The organism is Streptomyces pacificus (assembly GCF_011766325.1).
Classification (GTDB): domain Bacteria; phylum Actinomycetota; class Actinomycetes; order Streptomycetales; family Streptomycetaceae; genus Streptomyces; species Streptomyces pacificus.
Genome location: NZ_BLLG01000005.1, coordinates 501307 through 523193 on the forward strand (window position 1 = coordinate 501307; position 21887 = coordinate 523193).

At 71.4% G+C, this 21887-nt stretch carries 19 protein-coding genes and 1 rRNA gene; 5 read left to right on the forward strand and 15 right to left on the reverse strand.

Going from position 1 to position 21887, the window contains the following annotated elements; translation table 11 throughout:
• Positions 1 to 149: 149 nt before the first annotated feature.
• Positions 150 to 878, forward strand: coding sequence for a DUF3558 family protein (locus tag SCWH03_RS12020; RefSeq protein WP_173264133.1), 729 nt, complete (start codon positions 150 to 152; stop codon positions 876 to 878).
• 158 nt (positions 879 to 1036) lie between these two features.
• Here SCWH03_RS12020 and lysS read toward each other — a convergent pair whose 3' ends face one another.
• Entirely contained in the window at positions 1037 to 2773 is a 1737-nt protein-coding gene (gene lysS, locus SCWH03_RS12025) for a lysine--tRNA ligase (protein WP_173264134.1), read from the reverse strand.
• Positions 2774 to 3080: 307 nt separating this feature from the next.
• Here lysS and argS point away from each other — a divergent pair, with 307 nt between their 5' ends.
• Positions 3081 to 4841: an arginine--tRNA ligase gene (argS, locus tag SCWH03_RS12030; protein WP_173264135.1), complete on the forward strand. Its 1761-nt coding sequence runs from the start codon at positions 3081 to 3083 to the stop codon at positions 4839 to 4841.
• A gap of 96 nt (positions 4842 to 4937) precedes the next feature.
• On the opposite strand, the gene SCWH03_RS12035 is transcribed toward argS, so the two are convergent.
• The 7 genes from SCWH03_RS12035 to SCWH03_RS12065 all read right to left on the reverse strand — a co-directional run bounded on the left by SCWH03_RS12035 (position 4938) and on the right by SCWH03_RS12065 (position 12128).
• Positions 4938 to 5210 (reverse strand): DUF1876 domain-containing protein, encoded by a 273-nt coding sequence (locus tag SCWH03_RS12035; RefSeq protein ID WP_123188794.1) that lies wholly within the window; start codon positions 5208 to 5210, stop codon positions 4938 to 4940.
• A 287-nt stretch (positions 5211 to 5497) separates the two neighbouring features.
• Positions 5498 to 6502, reverse strand: coding sequence for a porphobilinogen synthase (gene hemB / locus SCWH03_RS12040; protein WP_173264136.1), 1005 nt, complete (start codon positions 6500 to 6502; stop codon positions 5498 to 5500).
• A gap of 323 nt (positions 6503 to 6825) precedes the next feature.
• Positions 6826 to 8484, reverse strand: a complete 1659-nt coding sequence (locus SCWH03_RS12045; protein ID WP_173264137.1) for a bifunctional uroporphyrinogen-III C-methyltransferase/uroporphyrinogen-III synthase — start codon at positions 8482 to 8484, stop codon at positions 6826 to 6828.
• Complete coding sequence (gene hemC / locus SCWH03_RS12050) at positions 8481 to 9458, reverse strand: hydroxymethylbilane synthase (RefSeq protein ID WP_173264138.1); 978 nt, start codon at positions 9456 to 9458, stop codon at positions 8481 to 8483. Before hemC ends, SCWH03_RS12045 begins: the two co-directional genes overlap by 4 nt.
• On the reverse strand, positions 9455 to 10810 hold the full coding sequence (locus tag SCWH03_RS12055; protein WP_173264139.1) for a glutamyl-tRNA reductase: 1356 nt from the start codon (positions 10808 to 10810) through the stop codon (positions 9455 to 9457). The genes hemC and SCWH03_RS12055 overlap by 4 nt, the downstream gene beginning before the upstream one ends.
• Entirely contained in the window at positions 10807 to 11583 is a 777-nt protein-coding gene (locus SCWH03_RS12060; protein ID WP_173264140.1) for a redox-sensing transcriptional repressor Rex, read from the reverse strand. The genes SCWH03_RS12055 and SCWH03_RS12060 overlap by 4 nt, the downstream gene beginning before the upstream one ends.
• A gap of 269 nt (positions 11584 to 11852) precedes the next feature.
• The gene (locus SCWH03_RS12065) at positions 11853 to 12128 is read right to left on the reverse strand and encodes a glutaredoxin family protein (protein WP_173264141.1); all 276 of its coding nucleotides are present in this window, start codon (positions 12126 to 12128) and stop codon (positions 11853 to 11855) included.
• Positions 12129 to 12254: 126 nt separating this feature from the next.
• Between SCWH03_RS12065 and SCWH03_RS12070 the strand changes: the two genes are divergently transcribed.
• From SCWH03_RS12070 to SCWH03_RS12080, 3 genes are all read left to right on the forward strand, one after another.
• On the forward strand, positions 12255 to 13214 hold the full coding sequence (locus SCWH03_RS12070; RefSeq protein WP_173264142.1) for an HAD family hydrolase: 960 nt from the start codon (positions 12255 to 12257) through the stop codon (positions 13212 to 13214).
• Between the two features lie 461 nt (positions 13215 to 13675).
• Entirely contained in the window at positions 13676 to 14509 is an 834-nt protein-coding gene (locus tag SCWH03_RS12075) for an ECF subfamily RNA polymerase sigma factor, BldN family (RefSeq protein WP_173264143.1), read from the forward strand.
• 354 nt (positions 14510 to 14863) lie between these two features.
• Positions 14864 to 16066: a DUF5667 domain-containing protein gene (locus SCWH03_RS12080; RefSeq protein ID WP_173264144.1), complete on the forward strand. Its 1203-nt coding sequence runs from the start codon at positions 14864 to 14866 to the stop codon at positions 16064 to 16066.
• A gap of 154 nt (positions 16067 to 16220) precedes the next feature.
• On the opposite strand, the gene SCWH03_RS12085 is transcribed toward SCWH03_RS12080, so the two are convergent.
• The 7 genes from SCWH03_RS12085 to rrf form a co-directional block, all read right to left on the reverse strand.
• Positions 16221 to 17309: a lysophospholipid acyltransferase family protein gene (locus SCWH03_RS12085; protein ID WP_173264145.1), complete on the reverse strand. Its 1089-nt coding sequence runs from the start codon at positions 17307 to 17309 to the stop codon at positions 16221 to 16223.
• Between the two features lie 15 nt (positions 17310 to 17324).
• Positions 17325 to 18380, reverse strand: a complete 1056-nt coding sequence (locus SCWH03_RS12090) for an NAD-dependent epimerase/dehydratase family protein (protein ID WP_173264146.1) — start codon at positions 18378 to 18380, stop codon at positions 17325 to 17327.
• A 185-nt stretch (positions 18381 to 18565) separates the two neighbouring features.
• The gene (locus SCWH03_RS12095; RefSeq protein ID WP_003948845.1) at positions 18566 to 18664 is read right to left on the reverse strand and encodes a 30S ribosomal protein bS22; all 99 of its coding nucleotides are present in this window, start codon (positions 18662 to 18664) and stop codon (positions 18566 to 18568) included.
• Between the two features lie 110 nt (positions 18665 to 18774).
• Complete coding sequence (locus SCWH03_RS12100; protein WP_158687078.1) at positions 18775 to 18984, reverse strand: helix-turn-helix domain-containing protein; 210 nt, start codon at positions 18982 to 18984, stop codon at positions 18775 to 18777.
• A gap of 128 nt (positions 18985 to 19112) precedes the next feature.
• On the reverse strand, positions 19113 to 19928 hold the full coding sequence (locus tag SCWH03_RS12105) for a phosphatase (protein ID WP_173264147.1): 816 nt from the start codon (positions 19926 to 19928) through the stop codon (positions 19113 to 19115).
• A 139-nt stretch (positions 19929 to 20067) separates the two neighbouring features.
• Positions 20068 to 21246 (reverse strand): acetoin utilization protein AcuC, encoded by a 1179-nt coding sequence (locus tag SCWH03_RS12110; protein ID WP_173264148.1) that lies wholly within the window; start codon positions 21244 to 21246, stop codon positions 20068 to 20070.
• Positions 21247 to 21628: 382 nt separating this feature from the next.
• A 5S ribosomal RNA gene (gene rrf / locus SCWH03_RS12115) occupies positions 21629 to 21745 on the reverse strand.
• Positions 21746 to 21887: the final 142 nt, after the last annotated feature.

Here is a 21887-nt window from a genome sequence, read left to right on the forward strand (position 1 = left end):
CGCTCCGGCGCCCGGTCCCGCCGGACGGCCGTGCCGTCGTACCGTGTCGGCGTACCGTGGCCGCCCGGGAGCACCGGACCGTCCACCCGGACGAACCGGACCGGCATCCGGTACTCCGGAGGACCGTACGACAACCGACTGAAGGAACCATGCACCGTTCAGCCCCGCGACTCACCCGCATACTCGCCTGCGCCGCCGTCCCGGTGATGCTCGTCGTCGCCGGCTGCTCGTCGGACTCCGGCAGCAAGGGCTCCGATCCGGCCGGCGGCTCGTCCCCCTCGCCCGGGGCCTCCGCCCCCGGCGGCGGGCAGTCGCCGGTGCCCCTGGAGCCCGCGAAGTACGCCAAGCTGCCCGAGCCCTGCAAGGCACTGACCACCAAGACGGTCGAGGAGCTGGTGCCGAAGGTGAAGAACGAGGCCGGCACCGCCGGCACCTCCAACGACACGGCCGCCCGCGGCAGCTGCTCCTGGAACGGCCTGGAGGACAAGGGCGTCAAGGGCTCCGACTACCGCTGGCTCGACGTGTCGTTCCAGCGCTTCGCGTCCGAGTCGGGCATCGGCAGCGGTGCGGACCGCGCCCGGGACGCCTATGAGAAGGAAGTCTCCGCGGTCAAGGCGACGGAGAAGGCCGAGAGCGTCAGTGCCTCACCCGCCGCGGGCGTCGGCGAGGAGGCCACCGCGGTCGCCTACGGCCTGGCCAAGTCCGGCGAGGACTTTGAGTACGCCACGATCGTGGCCCGCACGGGCAACGTCGTGATGACCCTCGGCTACAACGGCACGGGTTTCGCGGGCGCCGAGAACCCGGACCCGGCGCAGCTGATGAAGGGCGCGATGGCGGCGGCCAAGGAGGCCGCCGCCTCCGTTGCCAAGGCCAACTAGGAATGTCCCGGGGGTTCTCGCCGTAGCACGCGCCTTGCCCCCGTGCATACCGATCGGCGGCGAACGGTGATCCAGTCGGACCGGGCGGTCGGCGCAGGATCGGCAACGGTCTGCCGGGGGCGGGGCACCGGATCCGGCGGCCCCGCCCCGGGGCCCGGTCAGGCAGCCAGCAGCTTGCGCACCCGGTCCGCCCCGACCGCCAGAAGCAGTGTGGGCAGGCGCGGGCCGGTCTCCCGGCCCACCAGCAGCCGGTACAGCAGCGCGAAGAACGCACGCTGGGCCGCCTTCAGCTCCGGTGTCGGCTTGGCGTCCGGATCCAGGCCGGCCATCACCTTCGGCACTCCGTAGACCAGGGTCGTCAGGCCGTCCAGCGACCAGTGGGTGTCGAGTCGCTCCAGCAGCAGACGGAGCGACTCGCGCGCGTCGTCGCCGAGCGAGTCGAGCAGTTCCGCATCCGGCTCGCAGCGCACGACCGTGCGGGCCTCGGCCGGGACCTGAGTGGTGATCCAGTTCTCCGCGCGGTCGAGCCTGGGCCGGGCCTCGTCGAGCGAGGAGAGCGGGTTCGCCGGGTCCAGCTCGCTGAGGATGCGCAGCGTCTGCTCGTCGTGGCCGGCGGTGATGTCGACAACGGAAGCGAGCGTGCGGTACGGCAGCGGGCGCGGCGTGCGCGGCAGCTCACCGGCGGCGGTGCGGGCCGCCCGGGCGTACGCGGCGGCGTCGGCCGGGAGCGCGGCGCCCTCGGCGACCCTGGACTCCAGCCTGTCCCACTCGTCGTAGAGACGCTGGATCTCCTGATCGAAAGCGATCTTGAAAGCCTGGTTGGGCTTGCGGCGGGCGTACAGCCAGCGCAGCAGGGGTGCTTCCATGATCTTCAACGCGTCGGCCGGGGTCGGCACGCCGCCGCGTGACGACGACATCTTGGCCATGCCGGAGATGCCCACGAAGGCGTACATCGGACCGATCGGCTGGACGCCGTCGAAGACCTCGCGGACGATCTGGCCGCCGACGACGAACGACGACCCGGGGGACGAGTGGTCGACCCCGCTCGGCTCGAAGATCACGCCCTCGTAGGCCCAGCGCATCGGCCAGTCGACCTTCCAGACCAGCTTGCCCCGGTTGAACTCGCTCAGCCGGACCGTCTCCGAGAAACCGCACGCCGCGCAGGAGTACGTCAGCTCGGTGGTCGCTTCGACGTACTCCGTGACGGTCGTCAGGTCCTTCTCGCAGTTGCCGCAGTACGGCTTGTACGGGAAGTAGCCGGCAGAACCGCCGCCGCCGTCGTCCTCGGACGCCGCGCCGGAGCCCTCGGCGGCCTCCAGCTCGGCCTCGTCGACCGGCTTCTGCTGCTTCTTCGGAGAGGCCTTCGCCTTCGTCCGGTACTGGTCGAGGATGCCGTCGATCCGGGCACGGTGCCTCATGGCGTGCAGCACCTGCTCGCGGTAGGCGCCCGAGGTGTACTGCTCGGTCTGGCTGACCGGGTCGTACTCGACGCCGAGCTCGGCGAGCGACTCGGCCATCGCGGCCTTGAAGTGCTCCGCCCAGTTGGGGTGCGGCGAACCGGAGGGCGCGGGCACCGATGTCAGCGGCTTGCCGATGTGCTCGGCCCAGGTGCCGTCCACGCCCTGAACGCCCGCGGGCACCTTGCGGTAGCGGTCGTAGTCGTCCCAGGAGACCAGATGGCGGACCTCGCGCCCGCGGCGGCGGATCTCGTCCGCGACCAGGTGGGGGGTCATGACCTCACGCAGATTGCCCAGGTGGATGGGGCCGGACGGGGACAGGCCAGACGCAACCACGACCGGTTTCCCGGGCGCACGCCGTTCCGACTCGGCGATGACATCGTCCGCGAAACGGGAGACCCAGTCGGTCTCGGTGCTGCTCTGAGCCACGATCGGCACGTCCTTGATTGCTTGAGTCTGTCGAAGCCGGCGTCTGCCATTGTCCCAGACGGAACAGTGCACCCATCGGTTGTCCACAGGCTGACGCCGGCCGCTCCCGGTTCATCCACAGGTACGGGGTCCCGTGGAACAAACAGGTTGCTCCCCCATGGGACACTTGACCACCCAATTGTCACCGCCCACCGCCCACCGCCCACCGCACCGCCGGCCGACGCCCACGCCCACCGCACCGCACCGCACCGCACCGCACCGCACCGCACCGACCAGCGACACCTCACAACGCCCCACTCACAGGAAACGGAAGCTCATGGCCCCGGTCCCTTCCCTCGCCTCGACCGTGCAGCAGCGCCTCGCGGACGCCCTCTCGGCAGCCCTGCCGGAGGCCGGCCCCGCCGACCCGCTGCTGCGACGCAGCGACCGGGCCGACTTCCAGGCCAACGGCATCCTGGCGCTCGCCAAGAAGCTCAAGGGCAACCCGCGCGAGCTCGCGGGCCGGGTCGCCGCGTCCGTCCCGGCCGGCGGCGTGCTGCGTGAGGTCGAGGTCTCGGGCCCCGGCTTTCTGAACATCACGGTCTCCGACCGGGCGATCACCGAGACGCTCTCCGCGCGGGCCGCCGACGACCGCCTCGGCGTGCCGCTCGCCGACGCTGCCGGCACCACGGTGATCGACTACGCACAGCCCAACGTGGCCAAGGAGATGCACGTCGGCCACCTCCGCTCGGCCGTGATCGGCGACGCCATGGTGCGGATCCTCGAGTACACCGGCGAGAAGGTCGTCCGGCGCCACCACATCGGCGACTGGGGCACCCAGTTCGGCATGCTCATCCAGTTCCTGGTCGAGCACCCGCACGAGCTGGACCACAGGGACGGGGACACGGTCTCCGGCGAGGAGGCCATGTCCAACCTGGACCGCCTGTACAAGACCTCGCGCGCCCTGTTCGACTCCGACCCGGAGTTCAAGGAGCGTGCCCGGCGGCGGGTGGTGGATCTGCAGTCGGGCGACGAGCGGACGCTCGCCCTGTGGCAGCGGTTCGTCGACGAGTCGAAGATCTACTTCTACTCCGTCTTCGACAAGCTCGACATGGCGATCCACGACCCCGACGTGGTGGGCGAGTCGGGCTACAACCACATGCTCGACGAGACCTGCCGCATCCTGGAGGAGTCCGGCGTCGCCGTGCGTTCCGAGGGCGCTCTGTGCGTGTTCTTCGACGACGTGAAGGGCCCGGACGGCAAGCCCGTCCCCCTGATCGTGCGGAAGTCCAACGGCGGCTACGGCTATGCGGCGACGGACCTCTCCGCCATCCGGGACCGGGTGCAGAACCTCGGCGCCGACCGTCTGGTCTACGTCGTGGACGCCCGGCAGTCCCTGCACTTCAAGATGGTCTTCGAGACCGCCCGCCGGGCAGGCTGGCTGAACGACCGGGTCAAGGCCGTCCAGCTGGCGTTCGGCACCGTCCTCGGCAAGGACGGCAAGCCCTTCAAGACCCGTGAGGGCGAGACGGTGCGGCTGGTCGACCTGCTGGACGAGGCGATCGAGCGGGCCTCCTCCGTCGTCCGGGAGAAGGCCCAGGACCTGTCGGCGGAGGAGGTCGCCGAGCGGGGCACCCAGGTCGGCATCGGCGCGGTGAAGTACGCGGACCTGTCCACGTCGGCTGCCCGCGACTACAAGTTCGACCTCGACCAGATGGTGTCCCTCCACGGCGACACCTCGGTATATCTGCAGTACGCGTACGCCCGTATCCAGTCGATCCTGCGCAAGGCGGGGGACGTGGGGCCGCAGGCCCACGCGGAGGTCGGCCTGGCCCCGTCGGAGCGGGCACTCGGTCTGCACATCGACCGCTTCGGCGAGGCGGTCGACGAGGCGGCGTCCGGATACGAACCGCACAAGCTCGCGGCGTACCTGTACCAGCTGGCGTCGCTCTACACGACGTTCTACTCGGAGTGCCCGGTGCTCAAGGCGGACACCCCGGCCCGGGTGGAGAACCGGCTCTTCCTCTGCGACCTGACCGCCCGCACGCTTCAGCAGGGCATGGCCCTGCTGGGTATCCGCACCCCCGCGCGCCTCTGACGCGCGGCCCCGGACCGCCCCGGTCCGGCGCACCGGCACGGACGGCCCCGGCGATCGACCGCAGGGGCCGTCCCCCGTTCGCCGCGCGCCGGCTCGTCAGCGGTTGATCGGGTGCGCCGGCCTACCCGTGGTCTCCTCGATCTCGTCGTGAGCCTTGGTGAGCAGTGTCTGCGCGATGTCCATGAGCGCCCGAGCACCGGCGATCTCCTCACCGACCCGCAGCTGGGCCGGATCGGAAGGATGACGGCTGGCGTGCCCGTGACCACGCACCTCCGTGCCGTCGGCGAGCCGGAGCATCGCGGCCGCCCTGGTCTTGTCGCCCTCCTCCAGAAACTCCATATCGACATGCCAGCCGACGAGAGTCTGCATGACGGATCACCTCCACAGCGGTACCCCTCCCAGGGTGCGCCGGCAGCAGGCTGATCACCATTTCGTGCCCGCCCCGGCCGCCCGTCGCACGACCGCCGGAGGACGGGCCCCCGCCCCGTTCGGGCCGCGGAACGACAGCACCCCCGCCCCGCCGCCCACCAGACCCCCCACACGCCCGGCCGCCGACCACCGGCCACCGGACACGGGAGGCCGGACACTGCCGGCCTCCCGGCTGACTCTCTCGGCGGTCCTCTGCGCGCCCCTCCCTCAGCCGCCGCCCCATCGCCCTACAGCCGAGCGCCGCCGAGCTTCTGCGCGACCTCCGTCGCCCAGTACGTCAGGATCATCCGCGCGCCCGCACGCCGGATCCCGGTCAGGGTCTCCAGGATCGCCTTGTCCCGCTCGATCCAGCCCTTCTCCGCCGCCGCCTCGATCATCGCGTACTCGCCGCTGATCTGGTACGCCGCGACAGGCACGTCCACCGACTCCGCGACCCTCGCCAGGACGTCGAGGCAGGGCCCGGCAGGCTTGACCATGACCATGTCCGCTCCCTCCTGAAGGTCGAGCGCCAGCTCCCGCAGGGACTCCCGCAGGTTCGCCGGGTCCTGCTGGTACGTCTTGCGGTCGCCCCGCAGCGAGGAGGCGACGGCCTCGCGGAACGGCCCGTAGAACGCAGACGAGTACTTCGCGGTGTACGCGAGGATCGACACGTCCTCCTTGCCGATGGTGTCGAGCGCGTCCCGGATCACCCCGACCTGGCCGTCCATCATCCCGCTGGGTCCGACCACATGGACGCCCGCGTCCGCCTGGACCTGCGCCATCTCGGCGTACCTCTCCAGCGTGGCGTCGTTGTCCACCCGTCCGTCCGCGTCGAGCACCCCGCAGTGGCCGTGGTCGGTGTACTCGTCCAGGCAGAGGTCGGACATGACGACCAGCTCGTCGCCGACCTCCTCCTTCACGGCGCGGACGGCGACCTGCAGGATCCCGCCGGGGTCGGTCCCCGCGGTCCCGGCGGCGTCCTTCCTGGCGTCCTCCGGCACACCGAAGAGCATGATCCCGGAGACTCCGGCCTCCCTGGCCTCGACGGCCGCCTTGCGCAGGGTGTCCACCGAGTGCTGCACCACGCCGGGCATCGCCGCGATCGGGACCGGCTCACTCGCCCCTTCCCGCACGAACGCGGGAAGGATCAGATCGGCGGGGTCCAGCCTGGTCTCGGCGACCATGCGCCGCATCGCCGGGGTGGTCCGCAGCCGCCGCGGCCGCGCCCCGGGGAAGGATCCGTACACAGTCATGCCCACCACGCTACGCCCGTCCGGCGACCGCTCTTGCCGACACGGTGTCCAGGGACGAGGACCGGACGAGGACCGGACGAGGGCGGGAAGACGGCCGGGCGAAGACCGGAATACGGCCGCGAGGCCCCCGCCTCGATACGGCCGGGAACGACGGTGCGGCCCCGGAGGAACAGTGGCGGCAGGGCCCGGAGCGCATGGGAAGGGGCCGCGGGGAGCAGTCCCTTCCCACCCCGCGGCCCCTTGCCCTCACATCCCGGACGCCACTGCGTGCGCCGCCGACCGTCCGCCCGTGCCGTGCGCCGCGGGCGATCAGCCCTCCGCGGTCATGTCGTCCGCCGTCTGCGCGCTCCCGGACGCCGCTCGCTCGGCCGCATCACCGGGTCGCCCGCCTCCAGCGCGGCTTCCCTGCGCCGCGCCCCGAACTCCGCGAGCGCCTCGGCCAGCTTGTGCACCGACGGCTCCGGCGACAGCACGTCGACCCGCAGCCCGTGCTCCTCCGCCGTCTTCGCGGTCGCGGGACCGATACAGGCGATCACCGTCACATTGTGCGGCTTGCCGGCGATGCCGACCAGGTTCCGCACGGTCGACGAGGACGTGAAGAGCACGGCGTCGAAACCGCCGCCCTTGATCGCCTCCCGGGTCTCCGCCGGCGGAGGCGACGCCCGCACGGTCCGGTAGGCCGTGACGTCGTCCACCTCCCAGCCCAGCTCGATCAGGCCCGCCACCAGGGTCTCGGTGGCGATATCGGCCCGCGGCAAGAACACCCGGTCGATCGGGTCGAACACCGGATCGTACGGTGGCCAGTCCTCCAGCAGGCCGGCCGCCGACTGCTCACCGCTCGGCACCAGATCGGGCTTGACCCCGAACTCGATCAGCGCACACGCGGTCTGCTCGCCCACCGCCGCGACCTTGATCCCGGCGAAGGCGCGGGCGTCCAGCCCGTACTCCTCGAACTTCTCCCGTACCGCCTTCACCGCGTTGACCGAGGTGAAGGCGATCCACTCGTAGCGGCCGGTGACCAGACCCTTGACCGCGCGCTCCATCTGCTGCGGGGTGCGCGGCGGCTCGACGGCGATCGTCGGGACCTCGTGCGGCACGGCCCCGTAGGACCTGAGCTGGTCGGAGAGCGAAGCGGCCTGCTCCTTGGTGCGCGGCACGAGCACCTTCCAGCCGAACAGCGGCTTGGACTCGAACCAGGCGAGCCGGTCGCGCTGCGCTGCGGCACTGCGCTCACCGACCACGACTATGACCGGTCGGTGGCCCTCGGGCGACGGCAGCACCTTGCCCTGCTTGAAGACCTGGGCGATGGTGCCGAGCGTCGCCGTCCACGTCCGCTGCCGCGTCGTCGTACCGGCCACCGTCACCGTCAGCGGGGTGTCGGGCTTGCGCCCCGCCGACACCAGGTCCCCGGCCGCGGACGCCACGGCGTCCAGCGTCGTGGACACCACGACGGTGCCGTCGGAGGCGCCGACCTCGGTCCAGCAGCGGGCGTCGGCCGTCCGGGCGTCGATGAACCGCACATCCGTGCCGTGTGCGTCACGCAGCGGCACACCCGCGTAGGCGGGTACCCCCACGGCGGTCGCCACACCCGGCACGACCTCGAAGGGGATGCCCGCGGCCGCGCAGGCGAGCATCTCGGCGCCCGCGTCGCCGTCGAGCCCGGGATCCCCGCTCACGGCACGGACCACCCGCTTGCCGCCCCGCACGGCCTCCATGACAAGATTGGCCGTGTCCCTCAACACCGGGACATCGGCGGTTGTTGAGGCATCGTCAGCAACGGTCGGCTCGGGCGTGCTCACACCGGCGCGCGCGTGGCCGCGAACGACGTCGAGGACTTCCGGCTCTGCGATCAACACATCCGCACCCGCCAGCGCCTCGACGGCGCGCAGCGTCAGCAGCCCCGGGTCGCCGGGACCGGCGCCGAGGAAGGTGACCTGCCCGTGTACGGGACCAGCGTGGGCGTTCGAGGTGGTGGGGCTCAAAGTGCGCGCTCCCCCATAAGACCGGCCGCGCCCTTGGCGAGCATCTCCGAGGCGAGTTCGCGCCCGAGTGCCACGGCTTCGTCGTGCGACGAGGGTACGGGACCGGTGACGGACAGCTGCACCAGCGTGGAACCGTCGGTGGTACCGACGACGCCTCGCAGGCGCATCTCATGAACAGCCCGCTCGCCGGCGGGCAGGTCGGCAAGTGCGCCCACGGGCGCGCTGCAGCCGGCCTCCAAGGCGGCGAGCAGGGACCGCTCGGCGGTCACGGCGGCCCGGGTGTGCGGGTCGTCGAGTTCGGCGAGCGTGGCGATGAGGGCGGCGTCGGCCGCCGGGCACTCGACCGCCAGTGCCCCCTGGCCGGGGGCGGGCAGGACCGCGTCGACCGGCAGGAAGCCGGTCGCCTCCTCGATCCGGCCGATACGGTTCAGGCCGGCCGCGGCGAGAACCACCGCGTCCAGTTCCCCGTCCCGCACGAAACCGATGCGGGTGTCGACGTTCCCGCGGATCGGCACGGTCTCGATCGCCAGCCCGTGGACGCGGGCGTACGCGTTGAGCTGGGCCATCCGGCGCGGCGAGCCGGTGCCCACCCGGGCGCCCCGCGGCAACCGGTCCAGGGTCAGCCCGTCGCGGGCGACCAGCGCGTCACGCGGGTCCTCCCGCCGCGGGATCGCGGCCAGCACCAGGTCGCCCGGCTGCGTGGTCGGCAGGTCCTTCAGCGAGTGCACCGCGAAGTCGACCTCGCCCGCGAGCAGCGCGTCGCGCAGTGCCGTGACGAACACACCGGTGCCGCCGATCTGCGCCAGGTGCTCGCGCGAGGTGTCGCCGTAGGTGGTGATCTCCACGAGCTCGACGGAGCGGCCGGTCAGCCGCCGCACCGCCGCCGCCACATGCCCGGACTGGGCCATGGCGAGCTTGCTGCGCCTGGTTCCGAGCCGCAGGGGCCGCTCGGTCCCCGATGCCCTCTCGGTCATACTCGCCCTCGGTTCTTGATGTCGGCGTCGGTGACGTCGGCCCGGCTGACGGAGGCGACCGTCTCCGGGTCGAGGTCGAAGAGTGTGCGCAGCGCGTCCGCGTACCCGGCGCCTCCGGGCTCGGCCGCGAGCTGTTTGATCCGCACGGTGGGCGCGTGCAGGAGCTTGTCCACGACCCGGCGGACCGTCCTCGCGACCTCCGTGCGCTGCCGCTCGTCAAGCCCCGGCAGCCGGCCGTCGAGCCTGGCGATCTCACCGGCCACGACATCGGCGGCCATGGCGCGCAGCGCGACCACGGTCGGCGTGATGTGCGCGGCGCGCTGGGCGGCCCCGAAGGCGGCGACCTCGGCCGCCACGATGGCGCGCACCCGGTCGACGTCGGCGGCCATCGGCACGTCCGCGGACGCCCCGGCCAGCGACTCGATGTCGACGAGCCGGACTCCGTCGAGCCGGTGGACCGCGGCGTCGATGTCCCGGGGCATCGCGAGGTCGAGCAGCGCCAGCGGCTCCTCGCGGCCGTCGAGCGCGGCCTCGACGGCCGCGGCCCCGAGTACCAGCCCGGTCGCGCCGGTGCAGGAGACCACGACGTCGGCACGCGTCAGTTCGCCGCCGACGGAGGCCATGTCGACGGTCCGGGCGCGGACGCCCGTCCCGCCGGGTTCGGTGAGGATCTGCACCAGCCGCTCGGCGCGCCCCGGGGTGCGGTTCGCGACGACGACCTCGGCGACCCCGGCGCGGGCCAGGGTGGCCGCGGCGAGTGAGGACATCGAGCCGGCCCCGATGACGAGCGCGCTTCTGCCCGCGGCCCACTCCCCGGTGGGCGTGCCATCGGCCAGTTGCTCCAGGCCGAAGGTGACGAGCGACTGCCCGGCACGGTCGATACCGGTCTCGCTGTGGGCGCGCTTGCCGACCCGCAGGGACTGCTGGAAAAGGTCGTTCAGCAGCCGGCCCGCGCTGTGCAGCTCCTGGCCGAGGGCGAGCGAGTCCTTGATCTGGCCGAGGATCTGGCCCTCGCCGACGACCATCGAGTCCAGCCCGCAGGCCACCGAGAACAGATGGTGGACGGCCCGGTCCTCGTAGTGCACGTAGAGGTAGGGAGTGAGTTCCTCCAGCCCGACGCCACTGTGCTGGGACAGCAGCGTCGACAGTTCGGCGACTCCCGCGTGGAACTTGTCCACATCGGCGTAGAGCTCGATCCGGTTGCAGGTGGCGAGTACGGCCGCCTCAGCCGTGGGTTCGGCGGCGAGGGCGTCCTGCAGCAGCTTGCCCTGGGTCTCCGCGGAGAGCGAGGCCCGCTCCAGGACGCTGACGGGGGCGCTGCGGTGGCTGAGGCCGACGACGAGGAGGCTCATGCCGGCATCACGGCGGGCACGTCCCCGTCGGGTCCCTTCCGGCCGTCGGCCGCGGCGGAGGCGCCGGGCCGGGCGGCGGGCGGCACGGCGGCCGGCTCGCCCTCGGCCTCCTCACCGGCCTTGCGCTGCTCGTGGAAGGCGAGGATCTGCAGCTCGATCGAGAGGTCGACCTTGCGCACGTCCACGCCGTCCGGCACGGAGAGCACGGTGGGTGCGAAGTTGAGGATGGAGGTCACGCCCGCGGCGACGAGCCGGTCGCACACCTGCTGGGCGGCGCCCGCGGGGGTCGCGATGACCCCGATGGACACGCCGTTGCCTGAGATGATCTTCTCCAGCTCGTCGGTGTGCTGGACCGGGATGCCCGCCACCGGCTTTCCCGCCATCGACGGGTCGGCGTCGATCAGCGCGGCCACCCGGAAGCCGCGGGAGGCGAACCCGCCGTAGTTGGCGAGAGCGGCACCGAGGTTGCCGATGCCGACGATCACGACCGGCCAGTCCTGGGTGAGGCCGAGTTCGCGGGAGATCTGGTAGACGAGGTACTCGACGTCGTACCCGACACCGCGGGTGCCGTAGGAGCCGAGGTACGAGAAGTCCTTGCGCAGCTTCGCGGAATTGACGCCCGCGGCGGCCGCGAGTTCCTCGGAGGAGACTGTCGGCACGGAGCGCTCCGACAGCGCGGTCAGCGCGCGCAGATACAGCGGAAGCCGGGCGACGGTGGCCTCGGGGATTCCTCGGCTGCGGGTCGCCGGTCGGTGGGTTCGGCCAGTTGCCACGGTGCTCCTGCGGGATGAGCGAGGCAGGCGGCCATGCGTCCCAGGACCGCCCCGTCGAAAGCAGGCTATGTCTTTGTGAACACGTGCACAAAGATGGTGTCCGCTTTGTCCGGGCAAAGTGACCGGGGTCACGCGATCTGAACGCGCCATTCCGGAACCCGGGGCGATCGGCACCGGCGAAGCCGCCAAAGGGGGCAAAGCGGTCACACTCCTCACAGCCACGCCCCCGAGATCCCAGCAAAACGCCCACGATGGTAGCCGTCTTTCGGTCATACCCCCAGTTCGCGGCGGAGCCGGCCGGCGTCGACGCGCCAGAACGTGTGCTGCTCCCCGTCCACCAGCACCACGGGGATCTGCTCCCAGTAGGCCCGGTGCAGCTCCTCGTCCCGGGTGATGTCCTTCTCCTCGAAGGACGCCCCCGTCTCGGCGCACACCCGCTCGACCACGGACCTCGCGTCGTCGCAGAGATGGCACCCGGGCTTTCCGATCAGGGTCACCACGCGGTCACCGGCCTTCTTCTTGCTACGCGGCAGCAGAGGGGTCATGCCCCCCATTGTCCGCCCACGCGCGCCACACCGGGCCGGCCCCTCCGGCGACCCTGCCGCACGGAGTTCACCCGCCGGCATCCCGGCGAGTCGGGAACCGGCAGGCGGACTGGCTATGCTCACGACATGGCCGCACTGGGATGGCTCACTCCCCGTAGGCGCTCCTCGACCGCCCGGAGCGTTCTCGCCGGCGAGGCCGCAGCCGAGGCAGCACGCAAGACGTCACAGCAGTTCGAGGAGGACGCCCGGGCCCGGACCGGCGCCGAAGCCGACGCCGAAGCCTCACCGGCCGAACCCGCCTTCCCCGTGGCCGGGGATGTCGGCGCCGCCGCCTTCTTCGACCTGGACAACACCGTCATGCAGGGCGCCGCGATCTTCCACTTCGGCCGCGGCCTGTACAAGCGCAAGTTCTTCCAGCGCCGGGAGCTGGCGAGGTTCGCCTGGCAGCAGACGTGGTTCCGGATCGCGGGCGTCGAGGACCCCGAGCACATGCAGGACGTGCGCGAGTCGGCGCTGTCGATCGTCAAGGGCCACCGGGTCGCCGAGCTGATGTCGATCGGCGAGGAGATCTACGACGAGTACATGGCGGACCGGATCTGGCCGGGCACCCGCGCCCTCGCCCAGGCCCACCTCGACGCCGGCCAGAAGGTCTGGCTGGTCACCGCCGCACCGGTGGAGACCGCGACGATCATCGCCCGCAGGCTCGGGCTGACCGGCGCGCTCGGGACGGTCGCCGAGTCCGTCGACGGCGTCTACACCGGCAAGCTCGTGGGCGAGCCGCTGCACGGCCCGGCCAAGGCCGAGGCGGTACGGGCCCTGGCGAGCGCGGAGAACCTCGACCTGTCGCGCTGCGCGGCCTACAGCGACTCCCACAACGACATCCCGATGCTCTCCCTGGTGGGGCACCCGTACGCGATCAACCCCGACACCAAGCTGCGCAAGCACGCCCGGGAGCGGGACTGGCGGCTGCGCGACTACCGGACGGGCCGCAAGGCGGCGAGGGTCGGCATCCCGGCCGCCGCCGGGGTCGGCGCCCTCGCGGGCGGCACGGCGGCGGCCGTGGCCCTGCACCGGCGCCGTCGCTGACGGCACACCATGTGAACGGCGCGGACCGCCACCGGGCCGACTGGACGGCGCTGAACGGCGCTGGGCGGCTCAGAGGGAGCACCGGCTCCCGGCGCCACCCGACGCCCCGCGGCGGACACCGTCCGGCACCGGGCATCCGGCGTCGGGAGTCCGGCACCGGGCATTCCGGTGGCCCTACCCCGTCACGCCGCCCTCCAGTCGCCCTGCCTCCAGACGAACACAACCCATCACCTCCTTCGGCAGTTGGCGGACTAGTCCGATCAACAAGCGATCACAATCTGCGACTAAATGTGCCTCCATGCTGTAACAGAAGCGACGTATTCGATGATTTGAGCAACTGGGTGTAGCACTGCCTGTACGAAGCGTTATTCTCCTCAGACGCATACGGACCCCCACACGTCACGACGACGAGTGACCGGTCCCGCACAGCACGTGATGGAAGCTCTGCCTCTGGGAGTCCCGTGTACCCACACGTCGGGGTTGACGCCTCGGGCCTGGCTACGCTCCGCGCCGTGGTCCTCGACCACATGCGCGGCTTCGTCCCCACCGCGTACGCCGTCCCCGCCTTCGCCGCGAGCCCGGCCGCCCTCGGCCCTGCCGGTCCCTGCTATGCCCTGGCCGACCGCATCGAGAAGGCACCGGCCCGCGGCAGCGTGGCGGACGGGCGGACGGGCGACCGGGACGCGGGCAGACGGGGTGGTCGGCACGCCGCCACCTCGACCACCCGTCGGCCGAGCGCCGACAGCGACAGCGCGCGGATGATGGAGTTGGTCGAACGGGCGCAATCCGGCGAGGCCGAGGCCTTCGGCCGGCTCTACGACCAGTACAGCGACACCGTCTACCGCTACATCTACTACCGGGTCGGCGGCAAGGCCACCGCGGAGGACCTCACCAGCGAGACCTTCCTCCGCGCGCTGCGCCGCATCTCGACATTCACCTGGCAGGGCCGCGACTTCGGTGCCTGGCTGGTGACGATCGCCCGGAACCTGGTCGCCGACCACTTCAAGTCGAGCCGGTTCCGCCTGGAAGTGACCACCGGCGAGATGCTCGACGCCAACGAGGTGGCGCGCAGCCCCGAGGAGTCGGTGCTGGAGTCGCTCTCCAACGCCGCGCTGCTCGAGGCCGTCCGCAAACTCAATCCACAGCAGCAGGAGTGCGTCACCCTCCGTTTCCTCCAGGGCCTCTCGGTCGCCGAGACCGCCCGTGTGATGGGGAAGAACGAGGGCGCGATCAAGACCCTGCAGTACCGGGCCGTGCGCACCCTGGCACGGCTGCTGCCCGACGACGCCCGCTGACACCCACGGCCCCAGCCCCCTCCCCCCTCGACCGCGAGCCCATCGGCGGCCCGTCTACCCGACCGCCCCACCGACCGCCCCCCGTGAAGGCCCCACCTGCACCATCCGCCCCCCACGCGCCCGTCCCCGGCCCATCCGCCCCCAACTCACCATCCGTGAGCACTCGATGACGCACTGGTCCGATCATCCTCCGCGCGTAACCCAACTGCCGAGCCGCTCGTTGTGCGCAATGCAGGCTCCCTGCGGTCACGTCGTGCGCGCAGCCACTCACTCTTTCGTGTGGATGCGCTCAAGGCGCGCAACCTTCCGGACCCCCCGGGGAGTCGACCGTCATGACGAGAGGAGGTGCCGCCAGTGATCGCGAACGTTTCGGCGCATCGGCGGGCGAACGCCTTCGCCCAGGCCCTGGAGACTGAGACGCCCCGGGGCGCGGCGGCCGAACAGCCCGAGAGTTCAGCCGAGCCGGCCGAACAGGGGCGGCTGTTGGCCCTGGCGAACGGCCTCGGCAAGCTGCCGAAGCCGGAGTTGGATCCCGATGTCAAGGTGGTGCAGCGAGCCCGGCTCGTGGCCGCCGTGGAAGCCATGCTCGCGGAGGGCTCCGCAGCCCGCGGCCCTACCGTTCCGGAGCAGCGGAGTTCCCGCCGCGGCGCTCATCGGTCCTCTCCGCTCCGGAAACTCCGACCGCGCTCCCGGTGGTCCAAGGGCCTCGCGGCCGGCGGACTCACCGTGGGAGTGGCCGCAGGCGCCTTCGGCGGCGTGGCGGCCGCCAGCTCCGACGCCCTCCCCGGTGACTCCCTCTACGGGCTCAAGCGGGGCATGGAGGACCTGAAGCTCGGCATGGCCGACGACGACGCGGACCGCGGCGGGCTCTATCTCGACCAGGCCTCCACCCGGCTGAACGAGGCCCGCCGCCTCATGGAGCGCGGCCGCGCGGGCGAACTGGACACCGAGTCGATGAACGAGATCAGGCACACCCTCAGCGGCATGCGGCACGACGTCTCAGAGGGCCACCGGCTGCTGCACCAGGCGTATGAGCGGGACGGATCGCTCGGCCCCATCGCCACCCTGTCCTCCTTCTCCAGCAGCCACCGCGACGTCTGGAACGGACTGCGGGACCGGCTGCCCGTACAACTCACGGACGTCGGCGACCAGGTGAGTTCGGTCTTCGACGCCATAGACCAGGAGGTGGGCCCGCTGCGGTCGCTCCTGCCCCGTCCCGCCGAGGCGGAGCGGCTGGGTTCGAGCCGGACCGGGCCGCCCCCGCAGGACGACGCCTCGAACCCCTCGCAGACGCGGCCCTCCACGTCCTCCTCGCGGCCCGCGGTCGGTCCGGACGACGACAGCCGGCCGCAGCCGTCAGGGTCGGGCGAGGTGGACGACGAGCTGCTCATCGGGGGCAACACGGGCGGACTGCTCACCCCCCCGCAGAACAGCGCCTCCCCGTCGCCGTCCGCCAAGCTCCCGGACCCGGCCGCGCCCGTGCCGGACGTGACGATCCCACCCCTGCTGCCGGGGCTTCTGCCGGACCTGGGCCTCGACAGCGAGGACACGCCGTAGCCCGCCGGCACTCTGGGCCGGGGAGAGGCGGAAGCCGTCGGGCCGGGGAAGGACACAGGGCCGGGGCGGGATACGCTTCCACGCGTATCCCGCCCCGGCCCCTGAGGCCGCCAGGGCCACCACCGGGCAGACAGACCAGCGAGCGGTCAAGCGATCAGAAGAAGACCGACCGCCGCTGCACCAGCAGTTTGTAGAGCGTGTGCTGGATCTGCTCCCGTACCTGGTCGGTGAGATTGAACATCAGCATCGGGTCCTCGGCGGCCTCCTGCGGATAGCCGTCGGTCGGAATGGGCTCGCCGAACTGAATCGTCCACTTCGTCGGCAGCGGTACCGCTCCCAGCGGCCCGAGCCAGGGAAAGGTGGGCGTGATCGGGAAGTACGGGAATCCCAGGAGCCGGGCAAGCGTCTTCGCGTTGCCGATCATCGGGTAGATCTCCTCGGCCCCGACGATCGAGCACGGCACGATCGGCACGCCCGCCCTCAACGCCGTGGAGACGAAACCGCCCCGCCCGAAGCGCTGGAGCTTATAGCGGTCGCTGAACGGTTTCCCTACGCCCTTGAAGCCCTCCGGCATCACCCCGACGACCTCGCCCCGCCGCAGCAGCCGTTCGGCGTCCTCGGTACACGCCAGCGTGTGCCCGGCCTTTCGGGCCAGCTCGTTTATCACCGGCAGTACGAAGACCAGGTCCGCGGCGAGCAGCCGAAGATGCCGGCCGGCCGGATGGTTGTCGTGGACGGCCACCTGCATCATCAGGCCGTCCAGGGGCAGTGTCCCGGAGTGGTTGGCGACGACCAGCGCCCCGCCTTCGGCCGGGATGTTCCCGATGCCCTTCACTTCGACCCGGAAGTACTTGGCGTACAACGGCCGCAGCAGCGACATCAGCACCTGGTCGGTGAGTTCCCCGTCGTAGCCGAACTCGTCGACGTCGTAGTCACCGGTGAGCCGGCGGCGCAGAAACGCCAGACCGCCGGCGATGCGCTGGTCCCAGCCGGCGTCCCTGCCGCCCGGTCCGGGGCCCCGCTGCGGCTGTCCGTCCGCGGCCGCACCCCCGCGGCCCGTTGCCTCCTTCGGCACCACCCGGTCACCGCCCGGCTGTCCCGGCACGGAACCGACCGCGATCTCACGCGCCGACTCGGCCACGGGTCTCCGCCGGCCCGATCCGGTGCGGCGCCGCACCGAGCGCTGCGGCGCGCCGTTGCGCGACCGGTCGTCGTCGAACGGAATGACCTTGGCGTCCGCCATCGTTGCTCGCGCTCCTTATCCGGCGCTCGGTGGGGTGGCACCGCCGGTCGGCGACAGCGCGGCGACCTTGTCGACCGCCCGCGCCAAGGCCTCCGGCGGCAGCAGGCCCGGCCCGCGGCTCCGCGCGAAGTCCGCGAAGGTCTCCGGGGTCGTGTGGGCGGGGGCGAAGCCCAGTGTCTCGCGCATCTGCACGGTGCTGACCACCCGGCCGTGGGTGAGGAGCCGGATCTGCTCCGGCGAGAAGTCGGTGACGCCGACCGCGCGCAGGGCCGAACCGACCCAGGTCACCGCGGGCAGCAGCACCGGCACCGTGGGCCGGCCGAGTCGGCGCGAGCACTGCGACAGCAGCAGCACTCCGTCGCCCGCGATGTTGAACGTGCCGCTGTTGAGCGTGCCGCGGCGGGGCTCGTGACAGGCGATCCGCAAGACGCCGACGACATCGTCCTCGTGGACGAACTGCAGCCGCGGGTCGTAGCCCAGCACGGTCGGCATGACCGGCAGCGAGAAGTAGTCCGCGAGCGGGGAGTCGGCGCCCGGTCCCAGGATGTTGGCGAACCGCAGCACGCACACCGCCACATCGGGCCTTCGGCGCGCGAAGCCGCGGACATAGTTCTCGACCTCCACCGCGTCCTTGGCGAAGCCGCCGCTCGGCAGCGACTTGGGGGGTGTGGTCTCGGTGAATACGGCCGGGTCCCGTGAGGCGGAGCCGTACACGCTCGTACTGGACTTGACCACCAGCCGCCGGACGGTCGGCGACTTCTGGCAGGCACCGAGCAGTTGCATGGTGCCGATGACGTTGGTCTCCTTGACCGCGGTACGGCCCCCCGACCCGAGTGGCGTGCCCGTCACGTCCAGATGGACCACGGTGTCCACGTCATGCTCGGCGAGCACCCGCGCTATGGCCGGCTGCCGGATGTCGGCCCGTACGAAATCGGCTGCGCCGAGACGGTGCCCGGGAGTCACCGCGTCGACGCCCACCACCCGTTCCACTCCGGGATCCCGCTGGATACGGCGTACGAAGCGGCCCCCGAGCTGTCGGGCCACACCGGTGACAAGCACGACCCTGCCCAAGATCAGCGCCTTCCGTTCGGTCCTCGCTATCCGTCACCGTAGCGGGTTGGTGTTGCGCCGTGTTGACCGCAGGGCCTGCCACCCGGCTCTTTGCTCCCAACGCACGACACCAGCGGCCGGAAAAGCACCGCGGCCCCGTCCACCTCGCGGGTGAAAGGGGCCACGGTGTTCGCGACAGCTGCCGCCTACTTCTTGTTGCGACGCTGCACACGCGTGCGCTTGAGCAGCTTGCGGTGCTTCTTCTTGGCCATCCGCTTGCGCCGCTTCTTGATAACAGAGCCCACGACTACCCTCGCTCACTTCTCTTCACTCGGTGCGGGGCGTCTGGGCCCACACGACCTACGTCGGCCCAGCCTACCGGCCCGAGCTCCGAGCCTGTAATCCGAGGGGTGCCTCAGGCCGATTCGACCCCCACAAAGGACTCCCGGAGGTACTCGTGAACCGCTTGCTCCGGGACCCGGAAGGACCTGCCCACCCGAATCGCCGGCAGATGACCGCTGTGCACCAAGCGGTACACGGTCATCTTCGACACGCGCATCACCGAGGCGACTTCCGCCACGGTCAGGAACTTGACCTCGTTGAGAGGCCTTTCGCCAGCAGCCATGACCCACCTGTACCTTCCGCACACGACGCACACCGGCTTCCCCTCCGGTGACTCTTCGTCGCGGTGCGCTCACTCCCCAGAGTAGGGGCGGATGGTGCGAGTGGGGAAGAGGAGCAGCCATCGGCCGTTTACCGTGACAGACACGCCCGATTGAGTACATAGCGAGTAAGCGGCCGGTAGTAGGCGGAGTGCACGGCGTCATCCAGCGGGACGGTGACGGACACGCGCCCTTCGGCCTCGCCGACGAACAGCGCCGGATCATCCGCGTCCGCCGGGCCGATGGCTTCAAAGCCGAGCTGACCTGCACCGCAGACCCAGCCGTGGCCCCCGACCACCAGCTCGGGCAGAGGGGTACCGGACTCCGCCGCACCCTCCAGCGCGGCCCGCACGGGGAGGGGGGAATGGGTGTGCACAGCGCTCTCGGAACCCGCGACCCGAGCGCCGGGCGTCCGCAGCATCGCGACGCCCCGTACGTAGTCGATGGTGCACATGCGTACCCCGAACCGGGTCGTTATGTCGACACATCGGCCCTGCGCGGGTGTGAGAACAAGACAGCCCGCCGCCGACAGGGCGTCTGCCAACGCGGCGTAGAAGCCGAGCAACCGGTGCGGATGCCCGGTGCCGAACAGCACGGTCCCGCGTCGTTCGGCGACCGCGGCCAGCCGGCCCGCGAACGCGTCGAGCCCGTCCAGCGTGCGCTCCGGGTCGATGACCTCCTGACCGGAAACACGCCCCGGGTCCCCGGAGACCCCGCATCTGTCCGCCATCAGCGCGATCAGCTCGCGCTCGCCCCAGGCCCCCTCGGGGTCGAGCCCGAGCGTGACCCTCGGATCGCGTGCCGCGAAGAGCCGGTAAGTCCGCAGGCTCTCCTCCCGGGACATCGCCACCGGGCCGGCGAGTCCCACCGCCAGCAGATGCGCCCGCAGCGCCCCTCTGCTCAACACGGCGACAATGCTCCCGCGTCGTCCGGCACCGCGCTCCCGGAACCCCGGCACATCACCCACCAGCGGGGTACTGACGGCCGATCGCCCTCCCGCCCGCGGGACGGGGCGTCGTACCGGCGGCGGGCGGGCCGCGGGCCGGCTACGGAAGCATGCCCCGCAGCGGGAACAGCGCCCTGCGCGTCGCGAGCACGGCCTGGTCCAGCCGGTCCGCCGGGTCGTAGCCGTCCTCCCAGGACCGCCATTCCGGCCTGGTGTGCCCGTCCGTCATCCGTCCCGGCCCGAACTGCCGTGTCCGCGCGTACACCTCGTCCCGCCACGAGGACGGAACCACCGACTCAGGGTCCACCGGAGCATGGGCGGCGATGCCGACGAGATGGGTCCAGGACCTCGGCACCACGTCGACGACGGCGTAACCGCCCCCGCCGAGTGCCAGCCAGCGCCCGTCCTCGACGCACTCGTGCGCGAGCGAGTGGCAGGCCTCCTGCACCAGCCGCTGGGCGTCCAGGGACACCGCCAGGTGCGCCAGCGGGTCCTCGACGTGCGTATCGGCTCCGTGCTGCGTCACCAGGACCTGCGGGCGGAAGTCCCTCAGCAGCTCGGGCACGACGGCGTGGAACGCGCGCAGCCAGCCCCCGTCGCCGGTTCCGGCGGGCAGCGCCACGTTCACCGCGGAGCCCTCGCCCCTCCCCGGGCCGCCCGTCTCCTCAGGCCACCCCGTGCCCGGGAAGAGCGTCCCGGGATGCTCGTGCAGGGAGATCGTCAACACCCTCGGGTCGTCCCAGAACGCCGCCTGCACACCGTCTCCGTGATGCACGTCGACGTCCAGATAGGCGACACGCTCGGCGCCCAGCTCCAGCAGCCGCGCGATGGCCAGCGACGCGTCGTTGTAGATGCAGAAGCCCGACGCCGAACCGGGCATCGCGTGGTGCAGCCCGCCCGCGAAGTTCACCGCGTGGGGGGCCTCGCCCCGCCAGAGCGCCTCGGCCGCCTCCACGGACTGGCCTGCGATCATCGCCGACACCTCGTGCATGCCCGCGAAGGCCGGGTCGTCCGGGGTGCCCAGACCGTACGACCGTTCCGCCGCCCGAGGGTCCCGCGAGGCCGCGCGAACCGCCGCCACGTAGTCCTCGTGGTGGACCAACCGCAGGGTGGACTCGCCCGCAGGCCTGCCCGCCACCACGTCCACGGCGCGGTCCAGCCCGCAGGCCCGCACCAACGCCATGGTCAGCACAAGCCGCACGGGGTCCATCGGATGGCTGGGGCCGAAGTCGTACATCGTCACCGATTCGTCCCACATCAGCAGTGCGCGGCCGGTCATGGCCGACACCGTATCGGTCGGGCTCGGGCCCGGCCGACCTCGCGTACCGTCCCGTCACAGGCAGCGAGACCATGGATGCGGACCACGCCCCCGGCACTTCCACGCGCCCCGGTTCGACGAGCGCGGCAACGCCGACAGCTCACCCAGCTCACCCTCCCGGTGTCCGCGGTACCCGGTCCCGATCGGCCTCGCCGGCCCGTATGGCGCGAATGCTGTGTTCCATGCCCGGATACTCCCCGTGGCAACACCGGCTGTCCAGGCGATTTCTGCGCCTCACAGCCGCTCACAGCTCCGGCTTTGCCACCGACCGGCTCGCGATACACCACCCCTAAAACGCGGAAAAGCCCCGGATCAGCAGATCCAGGGCTTCCCCACAACAATCGTTCGGCAGTGTCCTACTCTCCCACAGGGTCCCCCCTGCAGTACCATCGGCGCTGAAAGGCTTAGCTTCCGGGTTCGGAATGTAACCGGGCGTTTCCCTCACGCTATGACCACCGAAACTCTATGAAAAACAAACCAGCCGACCAGCACCCCACCACGAACGGCGGTATACGGTCTCGGCATGTTCGTTACTTCAGAACAAACACAGTGGACGCGAGCAACTGAGGACAAGCCCTCGGCCTATTAGTACCGGTCAACTC